The following is a 20,692-nucleotide window of genomic DNA, read 5'->3' on the forward strand; positions in this document are numbered from 1 at the left end:
CCGCATGACGAACGACGCAGCCGCCGCTACCGACGCTGATGTGACGTCCGAGTCCGACGAGACCGACGTGCCGACGGCCGTCGGCGTCAAGTTCGGGAGCGCCCGGACGGCGCTCGCCTTCGACGACGGCGACGCGGCGAGGACGGTTCACCTCCCCTCGCGCCCGGCCGACGGCGAAGACGCGCTCACCGGCGACGAGGATGTCCACCACGATGGGGAGGCGGTCCGAGAGTCCCCCGAGCGAGTCGAGTCCATGCTCCGCTCGGGCGTGCCCGCGACCGTCCGCGACGCCGAGTCGTTCGAGCGGTTTGTCCGCGAACTCTGCGCGCGACACGACCTCCCCGCGGACAGCGCCGTCGTGTACGCGATTCCGACCGTCGACGACGATATCGGCCTTGCGAACTTCGGCACCGCGGTCGGCGAGTGCGGCATCGGTGAGGCGCTCGCGCGCGGATTCCCCGAGTCGCTGTGCGCGTCGATTCCGGCGCTCGGCGACGGAATCGAGGCGGTCGACGAGGTCTTTGTCGCGCTCAACCTCGGCGCGACGAACCTCGAAGCGTGCGCGTACCGACGCGGAGAGCGGTTGCTTCCGTTCGTCTCCGCGGAGGCGTCCGGTGACCGCGTCGACCGACGCATCGCCGAGGCGGTCGAAGCCGAGACGGGTGGGCGAGTGACGGTCGATCCCGCCACCGCCCGCGAGTACAAGGAGACCCACGCCGACTTCGGCGGGTTCGAGCCCTTCACCGACGCGGTCGAACGCGGGAACGAGGGGGCACACGAGTTTACCGTCGAGCGGGGCGTGATGGAGCCGTTGGACGAGTATCTCGACGACGTGGTCATCGAGCTCGGCGATTTCTTCTCGCGACTGGCGAGCTCGCACATGAAAACCTATCAGCTCGCTCGCGCTCGCCCGCTCGTCGTCTCCGGCGGGATGGCGTGCATTCCCGGACTGGTCGAGGAACTCGAAGCGCGGCTCGCCGCGGAACTCGACCGCCCGGTGAACGTGGTCGTCCCCGACGACCCGGTGACCGCCGCGGCCGAGGGCGCACACAGGCTCGCGGTGCGGCTCCGCGACGCGGCCTAAACGCTCGGCTCTCGGGTCGTCTCGTTTTCTATGCGACTCACCCAGTCGCTGCGTAGCTCAGTCTGTCTCCGACTCGGTCGCCACTGTCCCGCCGTCGCTGACGGAGACCGCTCGGTCGGCGCTCCGGAGGCCGACGATTGCGATGGTCCCCCTGGGGTCGTTCTCCGCGAACCGAAGCTGACCGTTCGAGCGGTCGATTATCCACTGGACTAACCAGAGCCCAAGCCCGCTGATGTGTTGGAGCGGCGTCTCGGTCCCCGATTCGAGGACGGAGAGCTCGGCGTCGGGAACGCCCGGCCCGTTGTCGGCGATTCGAATCTCCACGAAGTCGGTCGAGGTCGCGCTCCGCTCGACCGTGACGCCGACTTCCGGAATGACTCGGTCGTTGTGTTCGAGCGCGTTGTCGATGAGGTGTTTGATAGCCGATTCGATGAGGTCGTCCGCGGAGACCCACACCTCGTCGGGGAGGCTCCGGTGGACGATGGCCTCGGGGTAATCGGACTCGATGTCGTCCAACTGCGCCTCGATGCGCTCGACGACCTCGACGGGCTCGATTCCGGACGACCCGCGGGTCAGCGTCGTGTCGATGTGGCGAGTCTGCTCGCCGAGTTCGACCAGCGACGACGCCTTCCGCTTTATCGTTCGGGCGTGGTCTTTCGACTCGGCGGGGATACGCTCGTCGAGGAGGAGGTCCGCGTGGCCGAGGATGACGTTCATATCGTTTCTGAGGTCGTGTCGGAGGACGCGATTCAGCACCCGGAGGCGCTGTTCGTAGCGATGGCGACTGGTCACGTCCCGCGAGTTCAACACGACGCCGTCGACGGCGGGGTCATCGAGGAGGTTCACACCGACCGTCTCGAACCGTCGCCACATGCCGTTCTTGTGGCGGATTCTGAACTCCGAGCGCACGGGAGAATCGCCGGATATCACCTCGTCGAGGCGGCCGGCGACCCGGTCTCTGTCTTCGGGGTGGACGAGGTCGAGTACCGATTCACCGACGAGCGCGTCGGTCTGATAGCCGAGAACCTCGGTCATCGAAGGGCTCGTGTAGGTCCGTTCGCCGTCCTCGTCGAGGACGGTGATGACGTCCCGGGAGTTCTCGATGAGCGCGCGGAACTCCTCTTCGGTTCGCCGACGCTCCGTCACGTCGTAGAAGACGAGCAAGAGCGCGCGGTCGTGCGTCTGGTCGCCGACCACTTCGGAACGAATCTCGAAGTAACGGCAGGTGCCGCCGTCTTCGACGACCGCCTCAGCCCTGTCTCGACCCTCCAGAACCGTCCGGACCTCGGCCGGAACGCGAATGCTTTCGAGGACCGGCTCACCGATGCACTCGTCGACCGGTCGCTCTAATAGCTCCGAGGCGGCACCGTTCGATTCGACGATTCGGTCCTGTTCGTCGAGGACGACGACTGCGTCCCGCATCTCCGAGAGAATCGCGTCGCGGGCGATGGGTGTGATGTCGAACAGCTGGTGTCTGAACAGTGCCCAGAGCACGACGACCGAGCTGACGCCGATAGAGAGGGGAACCGGGTTGATTCGAATCGGGAAAAAGAACTCACTGGCGAGTGCGGCGAGGGGTATGAGACCGGCGACAACGAGGAACCCGGCCTGTCGTCGATGGATGCTCGAACTCCGGAGGTACGTCTTTCCGATGACGGTCAGCCCGGTGAGGGCGACGCCGGAGCCGTAAATCACGTGTACGACGAAGGGGAGCTCCGGACCGAGCGGGACGAGAAGGTGCAGACCGGCTCCGCCGGAGTTGTCCGGTGCGGTGACCGTCCAGAGGTCGAGCGAGGACCCGAGAAGTCCGTGAGAGTGGTTCGTCAGCGCGAGGGCGATTGCGACGGCGGGCTCGATGGCGAGAAAGCCGACCATCTGGGTGGTGAGCAGTTGGTCCTCGCCGGCGTAGACGAGGGCGAAGATGAGCCATATCGTGGGGACCACGGCCGCGCCGGCCCAAGCTAGATAGGCGTAGAACAACTCGGCTCCCGGCGTCGTCGCGAGAAAGGCGAAGCCGTACGCGGTGGCCCAGATACTCCCGGAGAGCGTCAAGAGTGCGAACGGGAGGCGGACCCGCCGAGAGTAGAGTCGGAACCGACCGAGGACGACGAGCGTCACGACCCCCGCGAGGATACCCGCGGCGAACAGCGCGTACGCGTACGGGAACTGCTCAACGCTGGTCATGGGTTGGTCGTGGTGCGCATCTGTGAGCCTCTGGAACTGTTATTTCCGATGAGTGTCACATCGGAGCGATATCAAACGTGTATCCGTTTCTGAACTTAAGCAGTTCGACCTCTCTATCAACGGTGATACTCGGTTTCGTCTGAAAGGCAAGCGGCCGGTTCGAGCCCGTCTCACGCCTCAATAAGGGCCTCATTCACCGGATAGTCGGATACATTATCAGATATAACATCACGGAGACTGCTGACGGTTCGCGCGCGGGCGCAGAACTGTCGATATTCGGACGTTCGCCCGAACGCTTAATTCGGATGGACGCACACGCAGGGATAGATGCCGCGCGAGTCACGTCGTCCCAACGTCGTCGAAGACCCGAGCGGACCCGGGCCCCGTCGGGACACCAGCGACCGGTCGTTCGACTGGGTCGACGCGCCGACGAACCGGACGTGGAGCGACGTTGCCCACGAGCGCCTCCTCGCGACGACCGCGGCGGTCACGTCGGACGGCGAGCCGTTTCTCGACGAAATTCCGCGGACCCCGCGGGCCGAGCGGGTGCTTCTCGAATGGTGCGTCCACCTCGTCGAACGATTGGGTGGCCGCGGCGCGCTGGAGATGGCGTCGTACTACCGCGACATCGGCTGGATCGGCGACGGAGCCCACGACGCGATTCGCGAGCGCGTCGTCTCCTTTACCGTCCCCTCGGACTTCGAGGACGCGCCGACCGAAGAAGACCACGTCCGCAGTTTCTCGTACGTCGCCCGGCTGTCGGCGATGGCCGAGTCGGACTGAGCCTCAGCCCACCTCGAGCGCCCTCAGAGGCCGAGTTCGCGGCCGATGATGAGGTGTTGAATCTCGCTCGTCCCCTCGCCGATTTCCATGAGCTTCGCGTCGCGGTAGAACCGCTGGGGAGCGAAGTCGGTCGTGTAGCCGTAGCCGCCGAGCACCTGCACCGCGTCCTCGGCGACCTCGCGGGCGGCCTCCGAGGCGTCGAGTTTCGCCAGCGCGGACTCCCGGCTGACCCGCTCGCCGGCGTCGTACCGCGTCGCTGCCTTGTGGGTGAGCAGTCTCGCGCGCTCGGTCTTGCGGTGCATCGAGACGAGTTTGTCGCGGATGGCGTCGAACTTCGAAATCGGCTGGTCGAACTGCTCGCGCTGTTTCGCGTACGCTTTGGCGTGACCGTACGCGCCCTCGGCGAGTCCCACCGAGAGCGCCGCGATGGAGATGCGGCCGCCGTCGAGCGTCTTCATGGTCTGCTTCCAGCCCTCGCCCTCCTCGCCGAGGAGTCGGTCTTCCGGCACCCAGCAGTCGTCGAAGGAGAGCTCGCAGGTCGGCGAGCAGTTGAGGCCCATCTTGTCCCACTCGGTCGTCACCTCGAAGCCGTCGTCGTTCTCCGGGTCGACGATGAACGTCGAGATGCCGTCGTAGCCCGCGCCGGGGTCCGTGACGGCCTTCACGAGGACGGAGCCGGCGACGCTCGCGTTCGTGATGAACTGCTTCGTTCCGTTGATGACGTAGCCGTCGCCGTCCCGCTCTGCGACGGTGTCCATGTCGCTGGCGTCGCTTCCGGAACCGGGTTCGGTCAGCGCCCAGCCGCCGAGGTACTCGCCGGTCGCCAGCGGCGTGAGCCAGCGTTCCTTCTGCTCGTCGGTGCCGAACAGCTCGATGGGCTTCGACGCGAGGCTGACGTGGGCGGCGTACGACAGGCCGATTCCGCCCGAGACGCGACCGAGTTCCTCCACGACGAGAGCGTACATCAGCTGGTCGCCGCCGAGACCGCCGTACTCCTCGTCGATGGGGACGCCCATCACGTCCAACTCGGCCAACTGGTCGAATATCTCTGCGGGGAACCGGTGTTCGTCCTCGATGTCCTGCGCGATGGGCGCGATTTCTTCCTCGCAGAACTCACGGACGGTGTCACGAATCATCCGGTGTTCGGCCGGGATGTCGAAGTCCATGCGACCAACTATCGCCGTGCCGGACATAAACTAATCGAACGACCATGAAGGATTTGGCCGTCGCGGGCGGCGAAGCGGGGGCGGCCGACCACTTTCGGGCCGACCATTCCCGGCTCGTCCGCTCCCACCGCGTGGGAATAGGCGTCCGGGTCTTTTTGCGCCGGGGTCCGACGTTCTCGTATGTACTCTCGCATCCTCTTTCCGACCGATGGAAGTGACTGCGCGGACGCTGCCTTGGACCACGCCATCGAGCACGCCCGCACCTACGACGCGACGCTCGTGGCGCTCTACGTCGCCGACGTGCGCGAGGTCGGCTACGCCGCGCCTGCACTCTCGCTCGAACGGGTCCGCGAGGCGCTTCTCAAAAGCGGCAAGCAGGTGTTAGACCGCGTCGCCGAGAGGGCCCGCAAGGCCGGTGTCGAGGTCGAAACCGTCGTCACCGAGGGAACTCCCGCGAGCGAGATTATCCGCCACGCCGACGAGCGGGACATCGACCTCGTCGTGATGGGCACCCACGGCCGCAGCGGCATCGACCGCTATCTCATCGGCAGCGTCGCCGAGCGGGTCGTCCGCGGCTCCGACGCACCCGTGTTGACCGTCCGACAGGAATCGGCGTAGGCCCACGAGGTTAAGCCGCCCCTCGTCTTACGGGGGTGCATGGACCTCCGTCGGCTCGTCCGCGGCCGCCTCGGGTGGCCGCGTCTGGAGACGGTCGCCCGCGAACTCGCCCGGCGATACGACCGCGACAGCCTCCACATCCGATTTCTCGAGGCGGACAACTGGCTTTCGACCCCGATGGTCGTCGACGACGAGTGGTTCGTGAAAGTCATCTCCAAACAGAACTCGCTCGTCCACGCCGTGTTCACGACCGGGCGGAACCTCGGCGCGTTCTCCAGCGGGACGGAGGGTTTTTTCGGTCATTTCGGGACGCCGCTGGAGATGGCCGAACACGAACTCGAAGCGACGAAGCGACTCCGGAACATCGGCCTGCAAGCGCCCGCGCCGGTCGAGGCGTTCGAGGTGGACGGCCTCGGCGTGCTCGTCCTCGAATACCTGCCGAACTTCCACACCCTCGACACCGCCCCGCGGGAGGAAGTCGAACGGCTCGCGCCCGAGTTGTTCGCGGCGCTCTCGGAGATGCACGACAACCACCTCGCCCACGGCGACCTCAGAGCCGAGAACGTCCTCGTCCGCGAGGACGGCATCTACTTCATCGACGCGACGAACGTCAACGACGAGGGGATGCGCGACGCCCGCGCGTACGACCTCGCCTGCGGGCTGGCGGCGCTCGAACCGCTCGTCGGCCCCAAGAAGGCCGTCGCCGCGGCGCTCGACTCCTACGAGGTGGAAGCGCTCTTGGACGCCGTCGACTTCCTCGACTTCGTCAACATCCGGCCCGACCACGACTTCGACGCCGCGTCACTCAAAGGCGAGATAGAAAAGCACGCGGCGTGAGTCCTCGGTTCGGTTCCGCGGCCGCCGCGCCGACCCGACTCACTCGCAGGGGAGCGTCCCGTCGTAGCTCGCGTCGCCGACCACGACGACCCCACACATCGCCGTCGAGCCGTGGATGCCGCAGTCGTACTGGTAGACGCCGGGGTCGTCGAAGCGGTAGGTGACCCGCCCGTCGCGACCGACCGTCTCAGACTGAAACGACCAGTCGGTCGCCGCGTCGTCGAAGGTCGCCGCGCGGACGTTGTGTTGAAGCGCCTCTCCGTTTTCCCACGCGACCGTCGTCCCCGGCTCGACCGAGAGCCGCATCGGTGAGAAGGCGACGCCCTCCATGACGACGAGCGAGCCGGACGCATCGCCTGACGCCGGCTCAGTCGTCGAACCCGGTGATTCGCTCGTCGGCGTCGGCGACGCTGTCGGTGTCGGTGTCGGTGTTGGTGTCGCCGTTGAACTCGGAGACGACGCCGCGGTTTCGGTCGGGGGCGACTCCGTCTCCTCGCTCGGCATCTCCGTCTGGTCGCCACCCGTACAGCCGGCGAGCAGTCCGAGTCCGATCACAGCGGCGAGGGCACGTCGTCTCGTGAGTCGCATACCAGTGGTCGGGCCACCCGAAGAATAAGCGATGTCCCAAATTCCGCCCGATTGGAACCCCATCTCGCCGACAACGGCGAGGGGCTGCGGGCGGAACGCGGTTCTGGGGGAGTTCGGCCGCGGGTCGCGCCCGCGGCTCGCGAGTTACTCGCCCTCGACGCCCTCGTAGTCCGCGCCGCCCATGTAGAGCCGCGAGACTTCGGGGTCGTCGAGGAGGCCGTCGGCGTCGCCCTCGTAGGCGACGGTCCCCTGGTCGAGGACGTAGCCGCGGTCGGAGATGCCGAGCCCCTCGCGGGCGTTCTGCTCGACCATCAGGACCGCGGTCCCGAGTTCGTTCACCTTCTTCACGTCCTCGAACACCGACTGGACGATGTTGGGCGCGAGGCCCGCCGAGGGCTCGTCGATGAGAAGCACCTCGGGCTCCATCACGAGCGCGCGGGCGAACGCGAGCACCTGCCGCTGGCCACCCGAGAGCGTCCGGGCCTTGGCCGAGCGCTTCTCGTCGAGAATCGTGAACTGGTCGTACAGTTCGTCGATTCTGGCCTGTAGGCCCTCGGAGCGGGCGACGCCACCCATCTTGAGGTTCTCGTCGATGGTGAGAGAGGAAAAGACGTTGTCCACCTGTGGGACGTAGCCCATCCCGACGCGGACGAGGTCTTCCGGCTCCTCGCCGGTGATGTCTTGTCCGCTCAGTTCGACCGATCCGGTCCACGGCTTGAGGAGGCCGAACACCGTCTTGAGGACGGTCGACTTCCCCGCGCCGTTCGGCCCGATGATACAGACGATTTCGTCCGATTCGAGGTGGAGCGTCAGGTCGGGGAGGACCTGCACCTCGCCGTAGCCGCTGTCGACGCCCGAGACGTCGAGTGCGCGCTCGGTCATGGGCCGGCCCCCCCGAGGTACGCCTCGATGACGCGGTCGTCGGAGCGGACTTCGTCCGGCGAGCCCTCCATGAGCACCTTCCCTTGGTCGAGAACGATGATGGGGTCTGCGAGGTCCATGATGAACGGCATGTCGTGTTCGATGATGAGGAAGGTCTGGCCCTCCTCGTTGAGTTCGCGGATGAACCGCTTGATGTCGTTTGCGAGCGTCGGGTTGACGCCGGCGACCGGCTCGTCCAAGAGCAGGATGTCGGGGTCCGTCGTGAACGCCCGCGCGAGCTCGACGAGCTTCATCTGCCCGCCGGAGAGGTCGGTCGACGGCTGGTCGATGAGGTGCCCGATCTCGAACCGTTCGAGCAACTCGCGCGTCTGTTCGATGTTCGCCCGCTCCTCTTCGGTCACGTCGGAGCCGGAGAAGAAAAGCGAGAAGATCGACTCGCCTTTCTGCGGTCCGGGGCCGACGAGCATCGCCTCGCGGACGGACATCCCCTCCAGCCGCCGGGGTGTCTGGAAGGTCCGAACGAGTCCCTTTCGGGCGCGCTCGTGCGGTTCGAGGTCGGTCACGTCCTCGCCGTTGACGGTGACGTGGCCGGCGTCGTTCTCGTAGAAGCCGGAGATGAGGTTGAACAGCGTGGACTTGCCCGCGCCGTTCGGCCCGATCATTCCGGTAATGGTCCCGCGTTCGACCTCGATGGAGACGCCGTCGGTGGCGACGAGGCCGCCGAACGCCTTCTCCAAGTCGGTCGTCTTCAGGACGACATCGTCCTTGCCGAGGTGGGCACCCTCGTACGCGCCGTCGTTCATCGGTCGTCACCTCCGTTCGAGGCGGTGCCGCCGTCCGGGACAGCACCCGACGGTGACGCGCCGCCGGTACTGCTCTCGTCGCGCGCCGCCGGCCAGATGAGTTCGTCCTTCGGGGGAAGGAGTCCGTCCTGCCGGAAGCGCATGATGAGGATGATGAGCCCGCCGACGAACAGCAGTCGCAGCGGAGCCAAGTCGATGCCGAGCGTCTGGATGAACCCGATGTCGTTGAGGAAGCGGGTCCCCTCGCGGATGGCGATGACGACGGCCGCGCCGACGACCGCCCCGCGGTTCGACCCGGTCCCGCCGAGGATGACGGCGATCCAGATGTAGAACGTCGTCAGGGGGACGAGGTCGGAGGGGTCGATGTAGAGGTTCAAGTGGGCGTAGAACGCCCCGGCGACGGCCATGATGACCGAGCCGATGACGAACGCCTGCATCTTGAACTGGTAGGTGTTTTTACCGAGCGCCTTCGCGAGGTCCTCGTCGGACCGGATGGTCCGGAGGACGCGCCCCCACGGCGACCGGTGGACGCGCCGGAGGAACAGGTAGACGACCGCGATGAGGACGACCACGATTGCGGCCGTCGTCGCGGCGTCTGTCAGCGGGAGCCACGACATGAGGTTCGGGATACCGCTGATACCGCTCGAACCGGCGGTCCACTGGCGCTCGTTGAGGATGATGGCGCGGATAACCTCGGCCAGTCCGAGGCTGGCGATGGCGAGGTAGTCCTCGCGCAGGCGCAGCGTCGGGATACCGATGAGCACCGCGATGAACGCGCTCACGACGATTGCCGCGAGGAACCCGAACACCGGGTGGAGTCCGAGTCCGAGTGGGGAGTTCGGTGCAGTCAACAGCGCGGCACAGTAGGCTCCGATTCCCCAGAACGCGGCGACGGAGAAGTTGATGAGCCCGGCGTAGCCCCACTGGACGTTGAGTCCGAGCGAGAGCAGGGCGTACATCCCGACGAGCGCGATTTGGAACAGGAGGAACCGCGGTCCGATGACGCCGGTGAGGACGCCGACGACGAGTAGCACCGTGATGAGTCCGAGCACTGCGAAGATGCGCCGCTCGGTCGGGTCGCGGACGAGCGTCTCGCTCACCCACGTGGACACGGCGCTCATCCGCTATCACCCGCGATTCCGCTCGGGCGAACGAGCAGGATGGCGACCATGATGACGAACGCGACGGCCGCGGCGTACCGCGAGCCGACCGGGCTGATGCCCCACTGGTAGAACAGCGGAACCAGTTCGTGGACCATCCCGATGACGAGACCGCCGAGCATCGCGCCGTAGACGGAGCCGATGCCGCCGAGGATGACCGCGGCGAAGACGATGAGCAGGATGTCGAAGCCCATGCGCGGGCGGACGAGTTCCTCCAGTCCGAGGAAGACGCCGCCGGCCGCGGCGAGCGCGCCGCCGATGAGCCACATGGCGAAGATGACCTCGCTGGTCCGAATCCCGCTGACCCGCGCGAGGTCCGCGTTGTCGGCGGTCGCACGCATCTTCCGGCCGAGGGTCGTCCGCGTCAGCGTCAGGTGCAGCGCCGTCACGAGCACGATAGTGAGCGCCACGACGACGAGGTTGCGCGGGGTGACCGCGATACCGAGCGTCTCGCGGACCCACGGAATCGGTCCCTGTCTGGGGACGCCGTAGCGCTCGGCCTCGGTCCCGAACGACAGGAAGACGAGCGCGCGATAGACGAGCGCGACCCCGATACTGGAGATGAGCAGGCCGATGGAGTCGGACCCCTTCACCGGTTGGTAGATGACGCGGTCGGTGATGACGGAGATGACCGCCGCCGCGCCCATGCCGAACGCGAGGGCGAGGAAGAACCAAAGCGGCAGGCCGAACACCCCCGCGTCGCCCAGCATCGGTCGGAGGAAGCCGACCGAGAACAGCGCGGAGAACGCCCCCACGGTCATGAGGTCGCCGTGGGCGAAGTTCGCGAAGTCCGCGATGCTGTAGACGAGCGACAGCCCGATGGCCGCGAGGACGATGATGCTCGAAAACACCACGCCGTTGGCGACGTACTGGAAGGGGCTGATTTGGAGCGGTATCACGGCTCCGGAACCCTCCAGTCGGTCGGTCGGCGTCCGTTCCGTGCGTGCATGGTTAGCTCGTGATGTAGTCGCCGAACACGTACTCGTGGTCCTGGACGCTGTAAATCTGGTAGTAGCCCGGCGGGTCGCCGTTCTCGTCGAGGTCGACCGGACCGCTGACGCCCTGATAGTTGATGTCGCTCGGCGAACCGCCGTCGCGCAGCACGGCCGCGGCCTCCTCGAAGGTGAAGACCTCCTCACCCTCGGGACGGGTCACGTCGCGGACGACGGACGCGAGCGCCTCGCCGGAGAACTCGTCGGCCGCCTCGATGGCGAGCGCCGCAACGGTCACGGCGTCGTAGGCGTACGCCGACCAGACCGTCGGCGTCGTAGGCGTACGCCGACCAGACCGTCGGCGTCGCGTCGTAGTTCTCCTCGAACGCGGAGACGAAGTTCTGGTAGTTCTCCTGGTCCTGCGGGGCGCTCTCGGTGATACCCTTCATCCCGTCCATACTGCCCGCGGGGGTGTTTTCGATGATAGAGTCGGCGACGGTGGACTCCGCACCGTAGTAGTCCACAGCGGTGTTGTAGCCCTGGTCGAACCCCTCGTTGACCATGACGGTGTACTCGTTGGCGTACGTGATGAACACCCACGCGGAGGCGTCCGTCGAGGCCATCTCGGTGAGGATGCCGCTGTACGACGACTGCCCCTGGTCGTGGGGCTCGTTGTAGGCGACGGTGCCGCCGAGGTCGGACTCGAACGTCTCGGCGAACACGTCCGAGAGGCCCGTCCCGTAGTCGTTGTTGATCCACGTGACGGCGACGGTGTCGTGGCCGTCGTCGTTGACGAGATTGGCGAGCGCTTGCCCCTTCGCGGCCCCCGAGGGGCTCATGCGGAGCAGGTCCGGCCGCGACGTGAGTTCGGGGCTCGTGCTGTTCTGGCTGATCTGGACGACGCCGGCGTCGTTGGTGACGCTGTCGTGGATGGCGATGGAGACGCCCGAGCCGACAGAGCCGATGAGGAGCGGCACGCCGTCCTGGTTGACGAGCTTCTGCGCGCCGTTGACCCCGCCCTGGTTCGTACTCTCGTCGTCCTCGACGGAGATTCTTAGCGACGCCCCCTCGGAGCCGATGCCTGCCTCGTTGATGGCGGCGAGTGCGAGTTCGCGGCCGCGGGTGTTGCGCTCGCCGTAGGGTGCGAGCGACCCGGTGAGCGAGTCGACCATGCCGATGGTGTACGACTCGCCGCTGCCACCGCTTTCCTCGGTCGTCGTGGTGGTCTCCTCACCGCCGCCACCGCCACTCTCCTCAGTCGTCGTGGCCGTGGCCGTGCCCTCGTCTTCGCCTTCGAGACAACCGGCGGTCGCCCCGACAGCTTCAGCAGCGTTCTGCGGTCCATGTCGTGTGGTGACATAACAAGATATGCTCTCCAATTATCGTAAATATACCTGTAACCGTTCATGGTCGGGCGCCCGAAACCCGCCGGACGAAACGAGCGTCCGGAGATTATTTCAGTAATATTTTTCAGAATGATTTGGTAGGGTCTCTCTTTAGGGTATGTGTCTCACAATAGCGGGATATGATACCCCCCATCGCGAACAACTTCGTGGCGGGTGAGACGGCCGACGGGGCGGTCTCGCACGTCGAGTCGCTGAACCGCGACGGCATCGCGGGGATACTGAACCTACTCGGCGAGCATTACACCGACCGAGCCGATGCCGACGCCGACGCCGACGCGTACATCGACCTCGTCCGCCAACTCGGCGCGACGAATCTCGACGGTTGTGTCTCGGTGAAACCCTCACAGATCGGCCTCGACATCGGCGACCGCGTCTTCCGGGAGAACCTCGACCGCATCGTCGACGCCGCGGACGCCGAGGGGGTGTTCGTCTGGGTCGACATGGAGGATCACGAGACGACCGACGTGACCCTCGACGCCGTCGACGACTTGGGTCACCGGACGGGCGGGAACGTCGGCGTCTGTGTACAGGCGAACCTGAAACGCACGCGCGAGGACCTCGAACGCCTCGCCGAGGTGCCCGGGAAGGTCCGCCTCGTCAAGGGCGCGTACAACGAGCCCGCGTCCATCGCGTACAAGGAGAAGTCGAAGGTGGACGAGGTGTACGAGGACCTCCTCGAATACATGTTCACCGAGTTCGACGACGGCGTCGCGGTCGGCAGTCACGACCCGCACATGATCGCGCACGCCCGACACCTCCACGAGCAGTACGGGACGCCCTACGAGGTACAGATGCTCATGGGCGTGCGCGAGGACGGCCAGCGCGACCTCGCCGACGCCGACATCGAGATGTGGCAGTACGTGCCCTACGGCGACAAGTGGTTCTCTTACTTCTACCGGCGCGTCCGCGAGCGGAAATCGAACGCGCTGTTCGCGCTTCGCGCCGTCGCCGGCATCTGAGTCGGGACAGGCCCCCCGGCTCGCCCCGCGCTACTGCGGGTCGAGCAGTTTCGATTCCGCCTTTCGGAGGTGTTCGAGCAGCGTCGTCTTCGAGATGTCCATCTCGGCGGCGAGTTTGCGGGTGGAAACCTCGCGGGGCCAGCGGTAGTACCCCTCTTCGCGCGCGAGTTCGAACGCCTGCCGCTGGCTCCGGGTGAGCGTGTCGAGTCGCCGACTGCGCTCCGGCTCCGCACCCTCCGACGTGGAGATGGAGGCGACGCGAATCTCGGCACCGGTCTCGTCCATGACGGTCTCGATGCGAGGCTGAATCTCTTCTCTCGCGCCCGCGAACCAGACTTCCCACCGCTCTCGGCCGTTTTCTATCTGCGTGGGGGCGCTGTGGACGAAGCCCTGCTTGAGTAGCTCCGGACACATCATGTCGCTCGGGTCGTACTCCAAGAAGAACTCGCGGGCGACCGAGCCGGGTGCGACGTGCTTCCCGCGGGAGTCGAACCGCTCTTGCAGTTCCAACACTTCGCCGGTGAGGTCCGAGTCGGCGATAACGTCAAGGAGCGTTTCGACCTCGTCGAGCGACTCGCCGTAGGCGGTGAACAGTCCGTTCGACCGCTCAACGCCCGCGGTGGGGGCGTCGTAGATGGCGTGTGCGAGGATGCCGCCGTCGTACTCGCTCGTCGATTCTATCGCCCAGCAGTTCGGATGCCACAGGTCGAGCGTGAGGCGTGTACCTTCACCTGACATGCGCTCGCTCATACACCGGGTAATACGCCGCTACGTAAGATGTTGTCTGTGGTCACTCGGGAGTTGGTTGACGCGTCGACCCGGGGACATCCCTTCCATGGGAGGGTCCGGGGTTATTAATCCTAGTTGTGACGCTAGAGTCATATGGCGCAGGACGAATATCGGCACTATATCGACGGCGAGTGGACGGACGGAACCGGCGACGAGACGTTCGAGAGCACGAATCCCGCGACGGGCGAGTCGCTGGGGACGTTCCGACGCGGCACGCCCGAGGACATCGACGCCGCGGCCGCCGCGGCCGACGAAGCCTACGAGGAGTGGCGCGAACTCTCGCACATCGACCGCGCGGAGTATCTCTGGGACATCTACCACGAACTGCGCGACCGCACCGAGGAACTCGCGGAGGTCGTCACCAAGGAGTGCGGTAAGGAGATTTCCGAGGGTCGCGCCGACGTCATCGAGGCGTACCACATGGTCGAGTGGGCCGCGGGCGACGCCCGCCACCCCAAAGGCGACGTGATTCCCTCCGAGATTCCCGCGAAGGACGCCTATATGCGCCGCAAACCGCGCGGCGTCGTCGGCTGTATCACCCCGTGGAACTTCCCGGTCGCCATCCCCTTCTGGCACATGGCCGTCGCGCTCGTCGAGGGCAACACCGTCGTCTGGAAGCCCGCCGAGCAGACGCCGTGGTGCGGCCAGATCATCGCCGAGATGTTCGAGGACGCCGGCATCCCCGACGGCGTGTTCAACATGGTACAGGGCTTCGGCGACGCCGGCGCGAGCATCGTCGACGACGAGCGCGTCGACTCCGTGCTGTTCACGGGCTCCGCCGAGGTCGGCCACGAGGTCGCGAGCAAGGTGGCCCAACAGCCCGGCAAGCTCGCCGCGTGTGAGATGGGCGGCAAGAACAACGTCGTCATCACCGAGAAGGCGGACCTCGACATCGCGGTCCACTCCGCGACGATGTCGTCGTTCAAGACCACCGGCCAGCGGTGTGTCTCCTCCGAGCGCATCGTCGTCCACGAGGACGTGTACGACGAGTTCAAGGAACGCTTCGTCGAGAACGCGAAGAACGTCTCCGTGGGCGACCCGCTCCGCGAGGACACGTTCATGGGCCCCCTCATCGAGGAGGGCCACAAGGAGAAGGTCACGAAGTACAACGAACTCGCGGAGAAGGAGGGCGTGAACGTCCTCGTCGACCGCACCGAACTCGACGCCGACGAGATTCCCGAGGGCCACGAGGAGGGCAACTGGGTCGGGCCGTTCGTCTACGAGGCGGACCCCCACGACGACCTCCGCTGTACCCACGAGGAGGTCTTCGGTCCCCACGTCGCCCTGCTGAAGTACTCGGGCGACATCGAGGACGCCGTCGAGATTCAGAACGACACCGACTACGGGCTGGCCGGTGCCGTCATCTCCGAGGACTACCGCCAGATCAACTACTTCCGCGACCACGCCGAGGTCGGCCTCGCCTACGGGAACCTCCCGTGTATCGGCGCGGAGGTCCATCTCCCGTTCGGCGGCGTGAAGAAGTCCGGCAACGGCTACCCCTCGGCCCGCGAAATCATCGAGGCCGTCACCGAGCGCACCGCGTGGACGCTCAACAACTCGAAGGAGATTCGCATGGCGCAGGGCCTCTCCGCGGACATCAAGACCAAAGAAGACGAGTAAGGTCGGTCACCCACCGCGGCCCCGCATCTGTCCCACCTTTTCGTTCCGTCGTTTCACCCGTCGTCCGCAGACGCTTCCTCACGGTGAGCGGCCGCCGTAACGTAGACGCCGGGCATGTCCGTCTCCTCGACGGTCAGCGTCACCTCCTCGTCCTCGTCGACGTGGCGGTCGGTCACGACGGTCACCGCCTCGATGGGGTCGCGGCGGACGAACGCCCAGATGAGGTCGAGTATCGAGGGGTGACCGCCCTTCCGGACGACGAGCACGTGGCGCGAGTCGGCCAGCGCCCGGAGTTCGGGCGACAGGTCCTCTTCGTCGAGTTCGTCCGGCGGGATGGCGTGCAGCACGTCGCCTCGAATCGTCTCGGTCATGGTGTCTCCACGGCCCCCGGAGGAAAGAAGCGTGCGCTCCGAGACGCGACCGGTATCGGCGACCGACAGCGCCGTGGCTCGGAACGAAGCGGTCGTCAAAAGGCGGAGGCGAATTCGCCTCCCGCCGAATCTCGTGTCACCAGTTGGCGAAGTGAGACGAGGGGAGTGCACCCCCACCGGGCTTGGGGGCGCGAAACGACGTGGCCACGTCGTTTCTGATGCCGCAACGGACCCCGAAACGTTGCGGCGGGTGCGGCGGATGTGGAGTCGCCGACGACTGGCGAGAAAAGCGCCTATTGCGTCGGCGACTTTCGCTTAGGAGCCGCGATGTATAAACCCACCGCAACACGGGTTCCCACGCCCCGTGAGCCCACGGATCTTGGGGTTCGTCGCTTCGGACTCATCGTGAGTGAGCGGTCGTCTTCGGCCTCAGGCGGTCGCTTCGAACTCGCGCCGGAGCGCCGATTCGAGGTTGTCGAGTTCGCGGTCGAGATTGCGCTCGAAGAACGCCTCTACACCCGGCAACCGGCCGTCGACGGTGAACTCGTTGACGAGGCGGCTGCCGCCGTCGCGCTCTTCGATGGTGTGTTCGCCCGTCACCCGCATCACCCGTGACTTGCCGACGAACTTGACGTGCGTCGGCTCGTCGACTTCGATGTCTTCGGTCTCGACGGTCACCGTCGAGCGGATGAGCGGAATCGGCAGTTCGAGGTACCACGTCGCGTGGCGTCCGTCGTCGGCCACGTCGAAGCGGTCGACGACGCTGATAGCCTCCGCTCGCTTGGCCGGGTCGGCGATAAACTCCCAGACGCGCTCGCCGGGAGCGTCGAACTCGAAGGTTCGTTTCACGCGGACGGTCATGGGATACCATCACACCTCCACAGTAAAAAGCCGTGGAATCGCCTCAGCTTCGGGTGACGCGCCACGTCGTCGAGCGGGCGCGCCCCCACTTCTCGATTTCGACGTCCTCGGACTTCTCGGCCAGCCGCGGCAGACGGGACCCGACCTGCTTCGCGGTGAGACCGATGGCTTCGGCGATGTTCTTCGCCCGGAAGTAGCCCTCGCCGCGGCTGACGCTGTCGCGGAGATAGGCGAGAATGCGTTGTTCCTCGTCGGTGTACTCAGTCATCCTCGGGCCGTCTAGGGAATGGGCGTTATTAACGGTTACCCGTGTTCCTCAACGTTGATAGCTACTGGAACAGATGCGCACCGCAAACGGCCAGCGAGGCCGCGATAATCGCTACCATAAATCCGAGCGCCTTCGTCAACTGGTCCGGTCCGGCGACCATCAGCCCTGCGCCGACGAGCGTGAGCACGCCGAACAACGCCGCAAAGCCGATGGACTTGTCGGATTGCACCGTCTTGGTTTCCATGTTTCCGACCTTCGCGGGTGCGCACTTAGTTCATTCGACACCACCTGTCGTGGGGTAGCGTGACGGGGTCCGGGCGTGCGGTGTGGCCCCACGGACCAGTCTCGCGCTCGGCCGTTCGACATATGTACCACCAGTCTCGTGTGTCCACAACGATGGGACTGACATCCGCGTTGTTCGGCGGAAAACTCCGTATCGCACTCGTCGCGCTGGTGCTCGTCGCGGCCGGCGTCGGCGGGGCGTACGCGACCGGCGTCATCGGCGCGCCGAGCGTTGACCGGGTCGACAACCGGTTCGCCGGGGTCAACGAGACGGAGACGGTCATCGAGACCGACCTGTACGTCTCGAACCCCAACCCGCTTTCGGCGAACCTCTCGGGCCTCGAAGTCGACTACGGCGTCGAGATGAACGGGATTCAGATGGCGACGGGCGAGAAGGAAGGCGTCGCTATCGGGCGGGGGACCACGGCGGTCCCGCTCCGGACGACGCTCGAAAACGAGCGCATCCCCGAGTGGTGGGTCTCACACATCCAGAACGGCGAGCACACCGACCTCGTCGTGGACGCCAACGTCTCCTCGGAGACGCTCGGGCGGACCTTCGAAGCGCCCGAGATAACCCGGAGCATCGACACCGACCTGCTGTCGGCGTTCAACTCCACGGAGACCCGCGAGATAGACGCGAACTCGCCGGTCGTCTCGGACCCCGTGTTGTACGTCAACGAGACGAGCGCCGAGTGGGGCGAGTCCACGGGCGAGCGCACGGCGCTCGAACTCACGTTCGTCGTCCACAACCCCAAGCCGTACCCGATTGCGGTCTCCGAACTCGGCTACGATATCTCCATGAACGACGTGGACGTGGGCGAGGGGACGACGAACTCCGAGTACGTCATCCCCCCGCAGTCGACCGAGACCATCGAGGCGACGACCTACATTCAGAACGACAAACTCGACGAGTGGTGGGTCTCGCACCTCGAACGCGACCAGACGACCGACCTGCGCATCGACTTCTACGCGAACCTCGACGCCGGCGGCACGACCCTCCGCGTTCCGCTCGACCCGCTGACCTACGAAAAGACGTTCGAGACGGACATCTTCGGGAACAAGGCGGCGTCGGAGGGGAACGAGACGGCGACCGAGACGACGGCGACGGCGACCGAGACGGCCACGGAAACTGCGACGACCACCTCGACCGCGACTGCAACTGAGACTTCGACAGACACCGCGACGGCGACAACGACGACAACCGAGACGACAACGACGACAACCGAGACGACAACGTCCGCGACAACGACCACGTCGTCAGACGGCGGGACCACCACGACCGACGACGGCCTCCTGTAGCGGCCGCGTTCAGTCCCGCGGCGGAGGAGGGAGTCGAACCCTCGTGTGACCGCCCCGATTCGCCGAGAAATCCTCGGTGATTCCTGACTCAGCCGACAACCCTTTACCGTCGGACGAGATATTCGATGATATGACACGGAGTACCCACGCTCCTGATCGAGTTCTTCTCCCGTAATGAGAACCCTGTGTCCGTCGAGAGCGACGACGAAACCATCGTCGTCTCCTTTGGCGACCAGTCCTGTGAACTGTCCCGAGACGCCGCTGCCGACCTGCAGGAGGCCATCGGCTCGGCGCTGACCGAGAAACGAGAGTTCTTCCGCACGGCCGGTGAGTACCGGCGGGACGGAAGCTACGTCGTCTCCCGCCGTGGTGCGGACTCCACTGGCAACGCGAAGGTGTTCACCAGTTTCGACGAACTGCGTCGACTGTACGACCGCCTACCCGAGCGCTTTACCGCCGAGGACATCGGCCGAACCGGCATCACGGGGTCGCGGCGTCACATGATACTCCGGCACTTCGGCGAGCATCCGGCGTTCGACTGCCGCATCGCCAGCCGCAACCCGCTGACGGGTGAAAAAGAGTCGTCCGAGACCGAGAACAGCGAGGCGATGGAAGTCATCGCCGACTGAGCGCGACGGTACGACGGCGTGCCGCCGCCCTGCCGCCCACAGTTTCTCTCGGGTCCTCAGTCTATCGTGACGTGGTCCGATTCCTCGTTGAGCGCGAGGTTCGACGCGATTTCGGCGTTCCGCATCGCGTACTGCGCGGTCTGCTGGAGGCTCACGAGCACCTCGCGAATCTGGAGGAGCTTCTGGTTTTCCATCTCCGGGAGGTCGTTGAGGATGTCGCGCTCGCGGTCGCTTATCTCACGGAACAGCTCTCGGCACTCGATTGTGAGGTCGTAGTCGCGCTCGACGACGGCCCGCACCGCGGTCGTCGTAATCTCGTCGACGTGGTCCGTGAACTCGCGGATGCGCCGCATCGTCGACTGGTCGACGTCGATGGTGTGTCCCTCGGCGTCCATGACGATGTTGGCGATGTCCTCGGCGTTGTCGGCGGTCAGTTCGAGGTTCTTCGCCACCGAACGGTAGCCGATGAGCGGGAAGCCGGAGTCGAGGCCGACCGCCCGCGCGAGGTTGGGGTTCTGGTAGGACGTGAAGATGAGTCGGAGCAGGAGGACGAAAATCTTGTTCGCCTGTCGCTCGCGGTTGAGCGCCCGCTGGGCGAGGTCGGGGTTGCCGTGGGCGAGCGCCTTGACGGCCTCGCCGCGCATCGTGCTCCCCGTGTTTTCGAGGCGTTCGAGCAGGTTGTCGAGGGTGAAGTCCTCCGCGTCGACCGAGCAGCGAATCGCGATTCGCTCGGGCGTCTCCTCGATGACCCCGAGGCCCATGAGCTGAGTCTCGGCCTTGTAGACGGCGTTGATGTGGTCCGAGTCGAGCGCGCCCTCGCTCTTTTCGATGTGGATGACGCGCCGCCCGAGGACGTACTGTGCCACGATGGCGCGTTCGAGCGCCTCTGCATTCAGATTGTCCGCGCGAATCGTCGCCTTCGAGTCCTCCGTGTTGACCGATTCGGGGAGAACGGTCAGCGTGCCCTTCCCGCTCGTCCGAATGGTCACTTCGTCGCCCTTCTCGACGTTGTGTTCCTTGGCCCACTCCGCTGGAAGCGTCATCGCCAGCGTGGAGGGACCGAGACGCTGGACTTTCCGGGTTTCCATGGTAGTCAGAACCCCTCCAATGACCTTAAACCTCACTATATTACACCCTCTATGAATAATGGGTAGTGGTTCTCATTGCACAC

Annotated in this window: 21 protein-coding genes and 1 pseudogene; 8 read left to right on the plus strand and 14 right to left on the minus strand. The window is 65.7% G+C overall.

Annotation, left to right across the window (positions count from 1 at the left end):
• Window positions 1-4 precede the first annotated feature (4 nt).
• A complete protein-coding gene (locus AM590_RS18835; protein WP_058828812.1) occupies window positions 5-1,084 on the plus strand; it encodes a hypothetical protein in 1,080 nt (359 codons plus the stop codon).
• A gap of 57 nt (window positions 1,085-1,141) precedes the next feature.
• Here the strand turns inward: AM590_RS18835 and AM590_RS18840 are convergent, their stop codons facing one another.
• Window positions 1,142-3,268 carry a histidine kinase N-terminal 7TM domain-containing protein gene (locus AM590_RS18840; protein WP_058828813.1) on the minus strand — a complete coding sequence of 709 codons (2,127 nt, stop codon included), beginning with the start codon at window positions 3,266-3,268 and terminating at the stop codon, window positions 1,142-1,144.
• Window positions 3,269-3,595: 327 nt separating this feature from the next.
• Between AM590_RS18840 and AM590_RS18845 the strand changes: the two genes are divergently transcribed.
• Window positions 3,596-4,051 (plus strand): FlaD/FlaE family flagellar protein, encoded by a 456-nt coding sequence (locus tag AM590_RS18845; protein WP_058828814.1) that lies wholly within the window; start codon window positions 3,596-3,598, stop codon window positions 4,049-4,051.
• 23 nt (window positions 4,052-4,074) lie between these two features.
• On the opposite strand, the gene AM590_RS18850 is transcribed toward AM590_RS18845, so the two are convergent.
• Window positions 4,075-5,217, minus strand: coding sequence for an acyl-CoA dehydrogenase family protein (locus tag AM590_RS18850; RefSeq protein ID WP_058828815.1), 1,143 nt, complete (start codon window positions 5,215-5,217; stop codon window positions 4,075-4,077).
• 180 nt (window positions 5,218-5,397) lie between these two features.
• Here AM590_RS18850 and AM590_RS18855 point away from each other — a divergent pair, with 180 nt between their 5' ends.
• Together AM590_RS18855 and AM590_RS18860 are read left to right on the plus strand one after the other, a co-directional pair.
• Window positions 5,398-5,835, plus strand: a complete 438-nt coding sequence (locus AM590_RS18855; RefSeq protein ID WP_058828816.1) for a universal stress protein — start codon at window positions 5,398-5,400, stop codon at window positions 5,833-5,835.
• A gap of 39 nt (window positions 5,836-5,874) precedes the next feature.
• Complete coding sequence (locus tag AM590_RS18860) at window positions 5,875-6,672, plus strand: RIO1 family regulatory kinase/ATPase (protein WP_058828817.1); 798 nt, start codon at window positions 5,875-5,877, stop codon at window positions 6,670-6,672.
• 39 nt (window positions 6,673-6,711) lie between these two features.
• Here AM590_RS18860 and AM590_RS18865 read toward each other — a convergent pair whose 3' ends face one another.
• The 6 genes and pseudogenes from AM590_RS18865 to AM590_RS18890 form a co-directional block, all read right to left on the minus strand.
• Window positions 6,712-7,260, minus strand: coding sequence for a plastocyanin/azurin family copper-binding protein (locus AM590_RS18865; protein WP_058828818.1), 549 nt, complete (start codon window positions 7,258-7,260; stop codon window positions 6,712-6,714).
• Between the two features lie 144 nt (window positions 7,261-7,404).
• A complete protein-coding gene (locus tag AM590_RS18870; RefSeq protein WP_058828819.1) occupies window positions 7,405-8,142 on the minus strand; it encodes an ABC transporter ATP-binding protein in 738 nt (245 codons plus the stop codon).
• Window positions 8,139-8,945, minus strand: a complete 807-nt coding sequence (locus AM590_RS18875) for an ABC transporter ATP-binding protein (RefSeq protein WP_058828820.1) — start codon at window positions 8,943-8,945, stop codon at window positions 8,139-8,141. The genes AM590_RS18870 and AM590_RS18875 overlap by 4 nt, the downstream gene beginning before the upstream one ends.
• Window positions 8,942-10,066: a branched-chain amino acid ABC transporter permease gene (locus AM590_RS18880; protein WP_058828821.1), complete on the minus strand. Its 1,125-nt coding sequence runs from the start codon at window positions 10,064-10,066 to the stop codon at window positions 8,942-8,944. The genes AM590_RS18875 and AM590_RS18880 overlap by 4 nt, the downstream gene beginning before the upstream one ends.
• A complete protein-coding gene (locus tag AM590_RS18885; RefSeq protein WP_058828822.1) occupies window positions 10,063-11,004 on the minus strand; it encodes a branched-chain amino acid ABC transporter permease in 942 nt (313 codons plus the stop codon). Before AM590_RS18885 ends, AM590_RS18880 begins: the two co-directional genes overlap by 4 nt.
• Before the next feature lie 52 nt (window positions 11,005-11,056).
• Window positions 11,057-12,382: pseudogene (locus AM590_RS18890) on the minus strand (ABC transporter substrate-binding protein).
• Between the two features lie 180 nt (window positions 12,383-12,562).
• On the opposite strand from AM590_RS18890, the gene AM590_RS18895 reads away from it, so the two are divergent.
• Window positions 12,563-13,402 carry a proline dehydrogenase family protein gene (locus AM590_RS18895; RefSeq protein ID WP_058828823.1) on the plus strand — a complete coding sequence of 280 codons (840 nt, stop codon included), beginning with the start codon at window positions 12,563-12,565 and terminating at the stop codon, window positions 13,400-13,402.
• Window positions 13,403-13,432: 30 nt separating this feature from the next.
• On the opposite strand, the gene AM590_RS18900 is transcribed toward AM590_RS18895, so the two are convergent.
• Entirely contained in the window at window positions 13,433-14,152 is a 720-nt protein-coding gene (locus AM590_RS18900) for a helix-turn-helix domain-containing protein (protein ID WP_058828824.1), read from the minus strand.
• A gap of 132 nt (window positions 14,153-14,284) precedes the next feature.
• Here AM590_RS18900 and AM590_RS18905 point away from each other — a divergent pair, with 132 nt between their 5' ends.
• Window positions 14,285-15,811: an aldehyde dehydrogenase family protein gene (locus AM590_RS18905; RefSeq protein ID WP_058828825.1), complete on the plus strand. Its 1,527-nt coding sequence runs from the start codon at window positions 14,285-14,287 to the stop codon at window positions 15,809-15,811.
• Window positions 15,812-15,864: 53 nt separating this feature from the next.
• Here the strand turns inward: AM590_RS18905 and AM590_RS18910 are convergent, their stop codons facing one another.
• The 4 genes from AM590_RS18910 to AM590_RS18925 form a co-directional block, all read right to left on the minus strand.
• Window positions 15,865-16,182 (minus strand): hypothetical protein, encoded by a 318-nt coding sequence (locus AM590_RS18910; RefSeq protein ID WP_058828826.1) that lies wholly within the window; start codon window positions 16,180-16,182, stop codon window positions 15,865-15,867.
• Between the two features lie 429 nt (window positions 16,183-16,611).
• Window positions 16,612-17,043, minus strand: a complete 432-nt coding sequence (locus tag AM590_RS18915) for an SRPBCC family protein (RefSeq protein WP_058828827.1) — start codon at window positions 17,041-17,043, stop codon at window positions 16,612-16,614.
• 43 nt (window positions 17,044-17,086) lie between these two features.
• Window positions 17,087-17,311, minus strand: coding sequence for a hypothetical protein (locus AM590_RS18920; protein ID WP_004043755.1), 225 nt, complete (start codon window positions 17,309-17,311; stop codon window positions 17,087-17,089).
• 61 nt (window positions 17,312-17,372) lie between these two features.
• Entirely contained in the window at window positions 17,373-17,555 is a 183-nt protein-coding gene (locus tag AM590_RS18925) for a hypothetical protein (protein ID WP_004043756.1), read from the minus strand.
• A gap of 152 nt (window positions 17,556-17,707) precedes the next feature.
• On the opposite strand from AM590_RS18925, the gene AM590_RS18930 reads away from it, so the two are divergent.
• Together AM590_RS18930 and AM590_RS18935 are read left to right on the plus strand one after the other, a co-directional pair.
• A complete protein-coding gene (locus AM590_RS18930) occupies window positions 17,708-18,892 on the plus strand; it encodes an LEA type 2 family protein (protein WP_058828828.1) in 1,185 nt (394 codons plus the stop codon).
• A gap of 185 nt (window positions 18,893-19,077) precedes the next feature.
• Window positions 19,078-19,521 (plus strand): hypothetical protein, encoded by a 444-nt coding sequence (locus AM590_RS18935; protein WP_082256464.1) that lies wholly within the window; start codon window positions 19,078-19,080, stop codon window positions 19,519-19,521.
• Between the two features lie 56 nt (window positions 19,522-19,577).
• Here the strand turns inward: AM590_RS18935 and AM590_RS18940 are convergent, their stop codons facing one another.
• Complete coding sequence (locus AM590_RS18940; RefSeq protein ID WP_058828829.1) at window positions 19,578-20,609, minus strand: phosphate uptake regulator PhoU; 1,032 nt, start codon at window positions 20,607-20,609, stop codon at window positions 19,578-19,580.
• Window positions 20,610-20,692 lie beyond the last annotated feature (83 nt).

Source organism: Haloferax sp. Q22, from assembly GCF_001482285.1.
GTDB lineage: Archaea > Halobacteriota > Halobacteria > Halobacteriales > Haloferacaceae > Haloferax.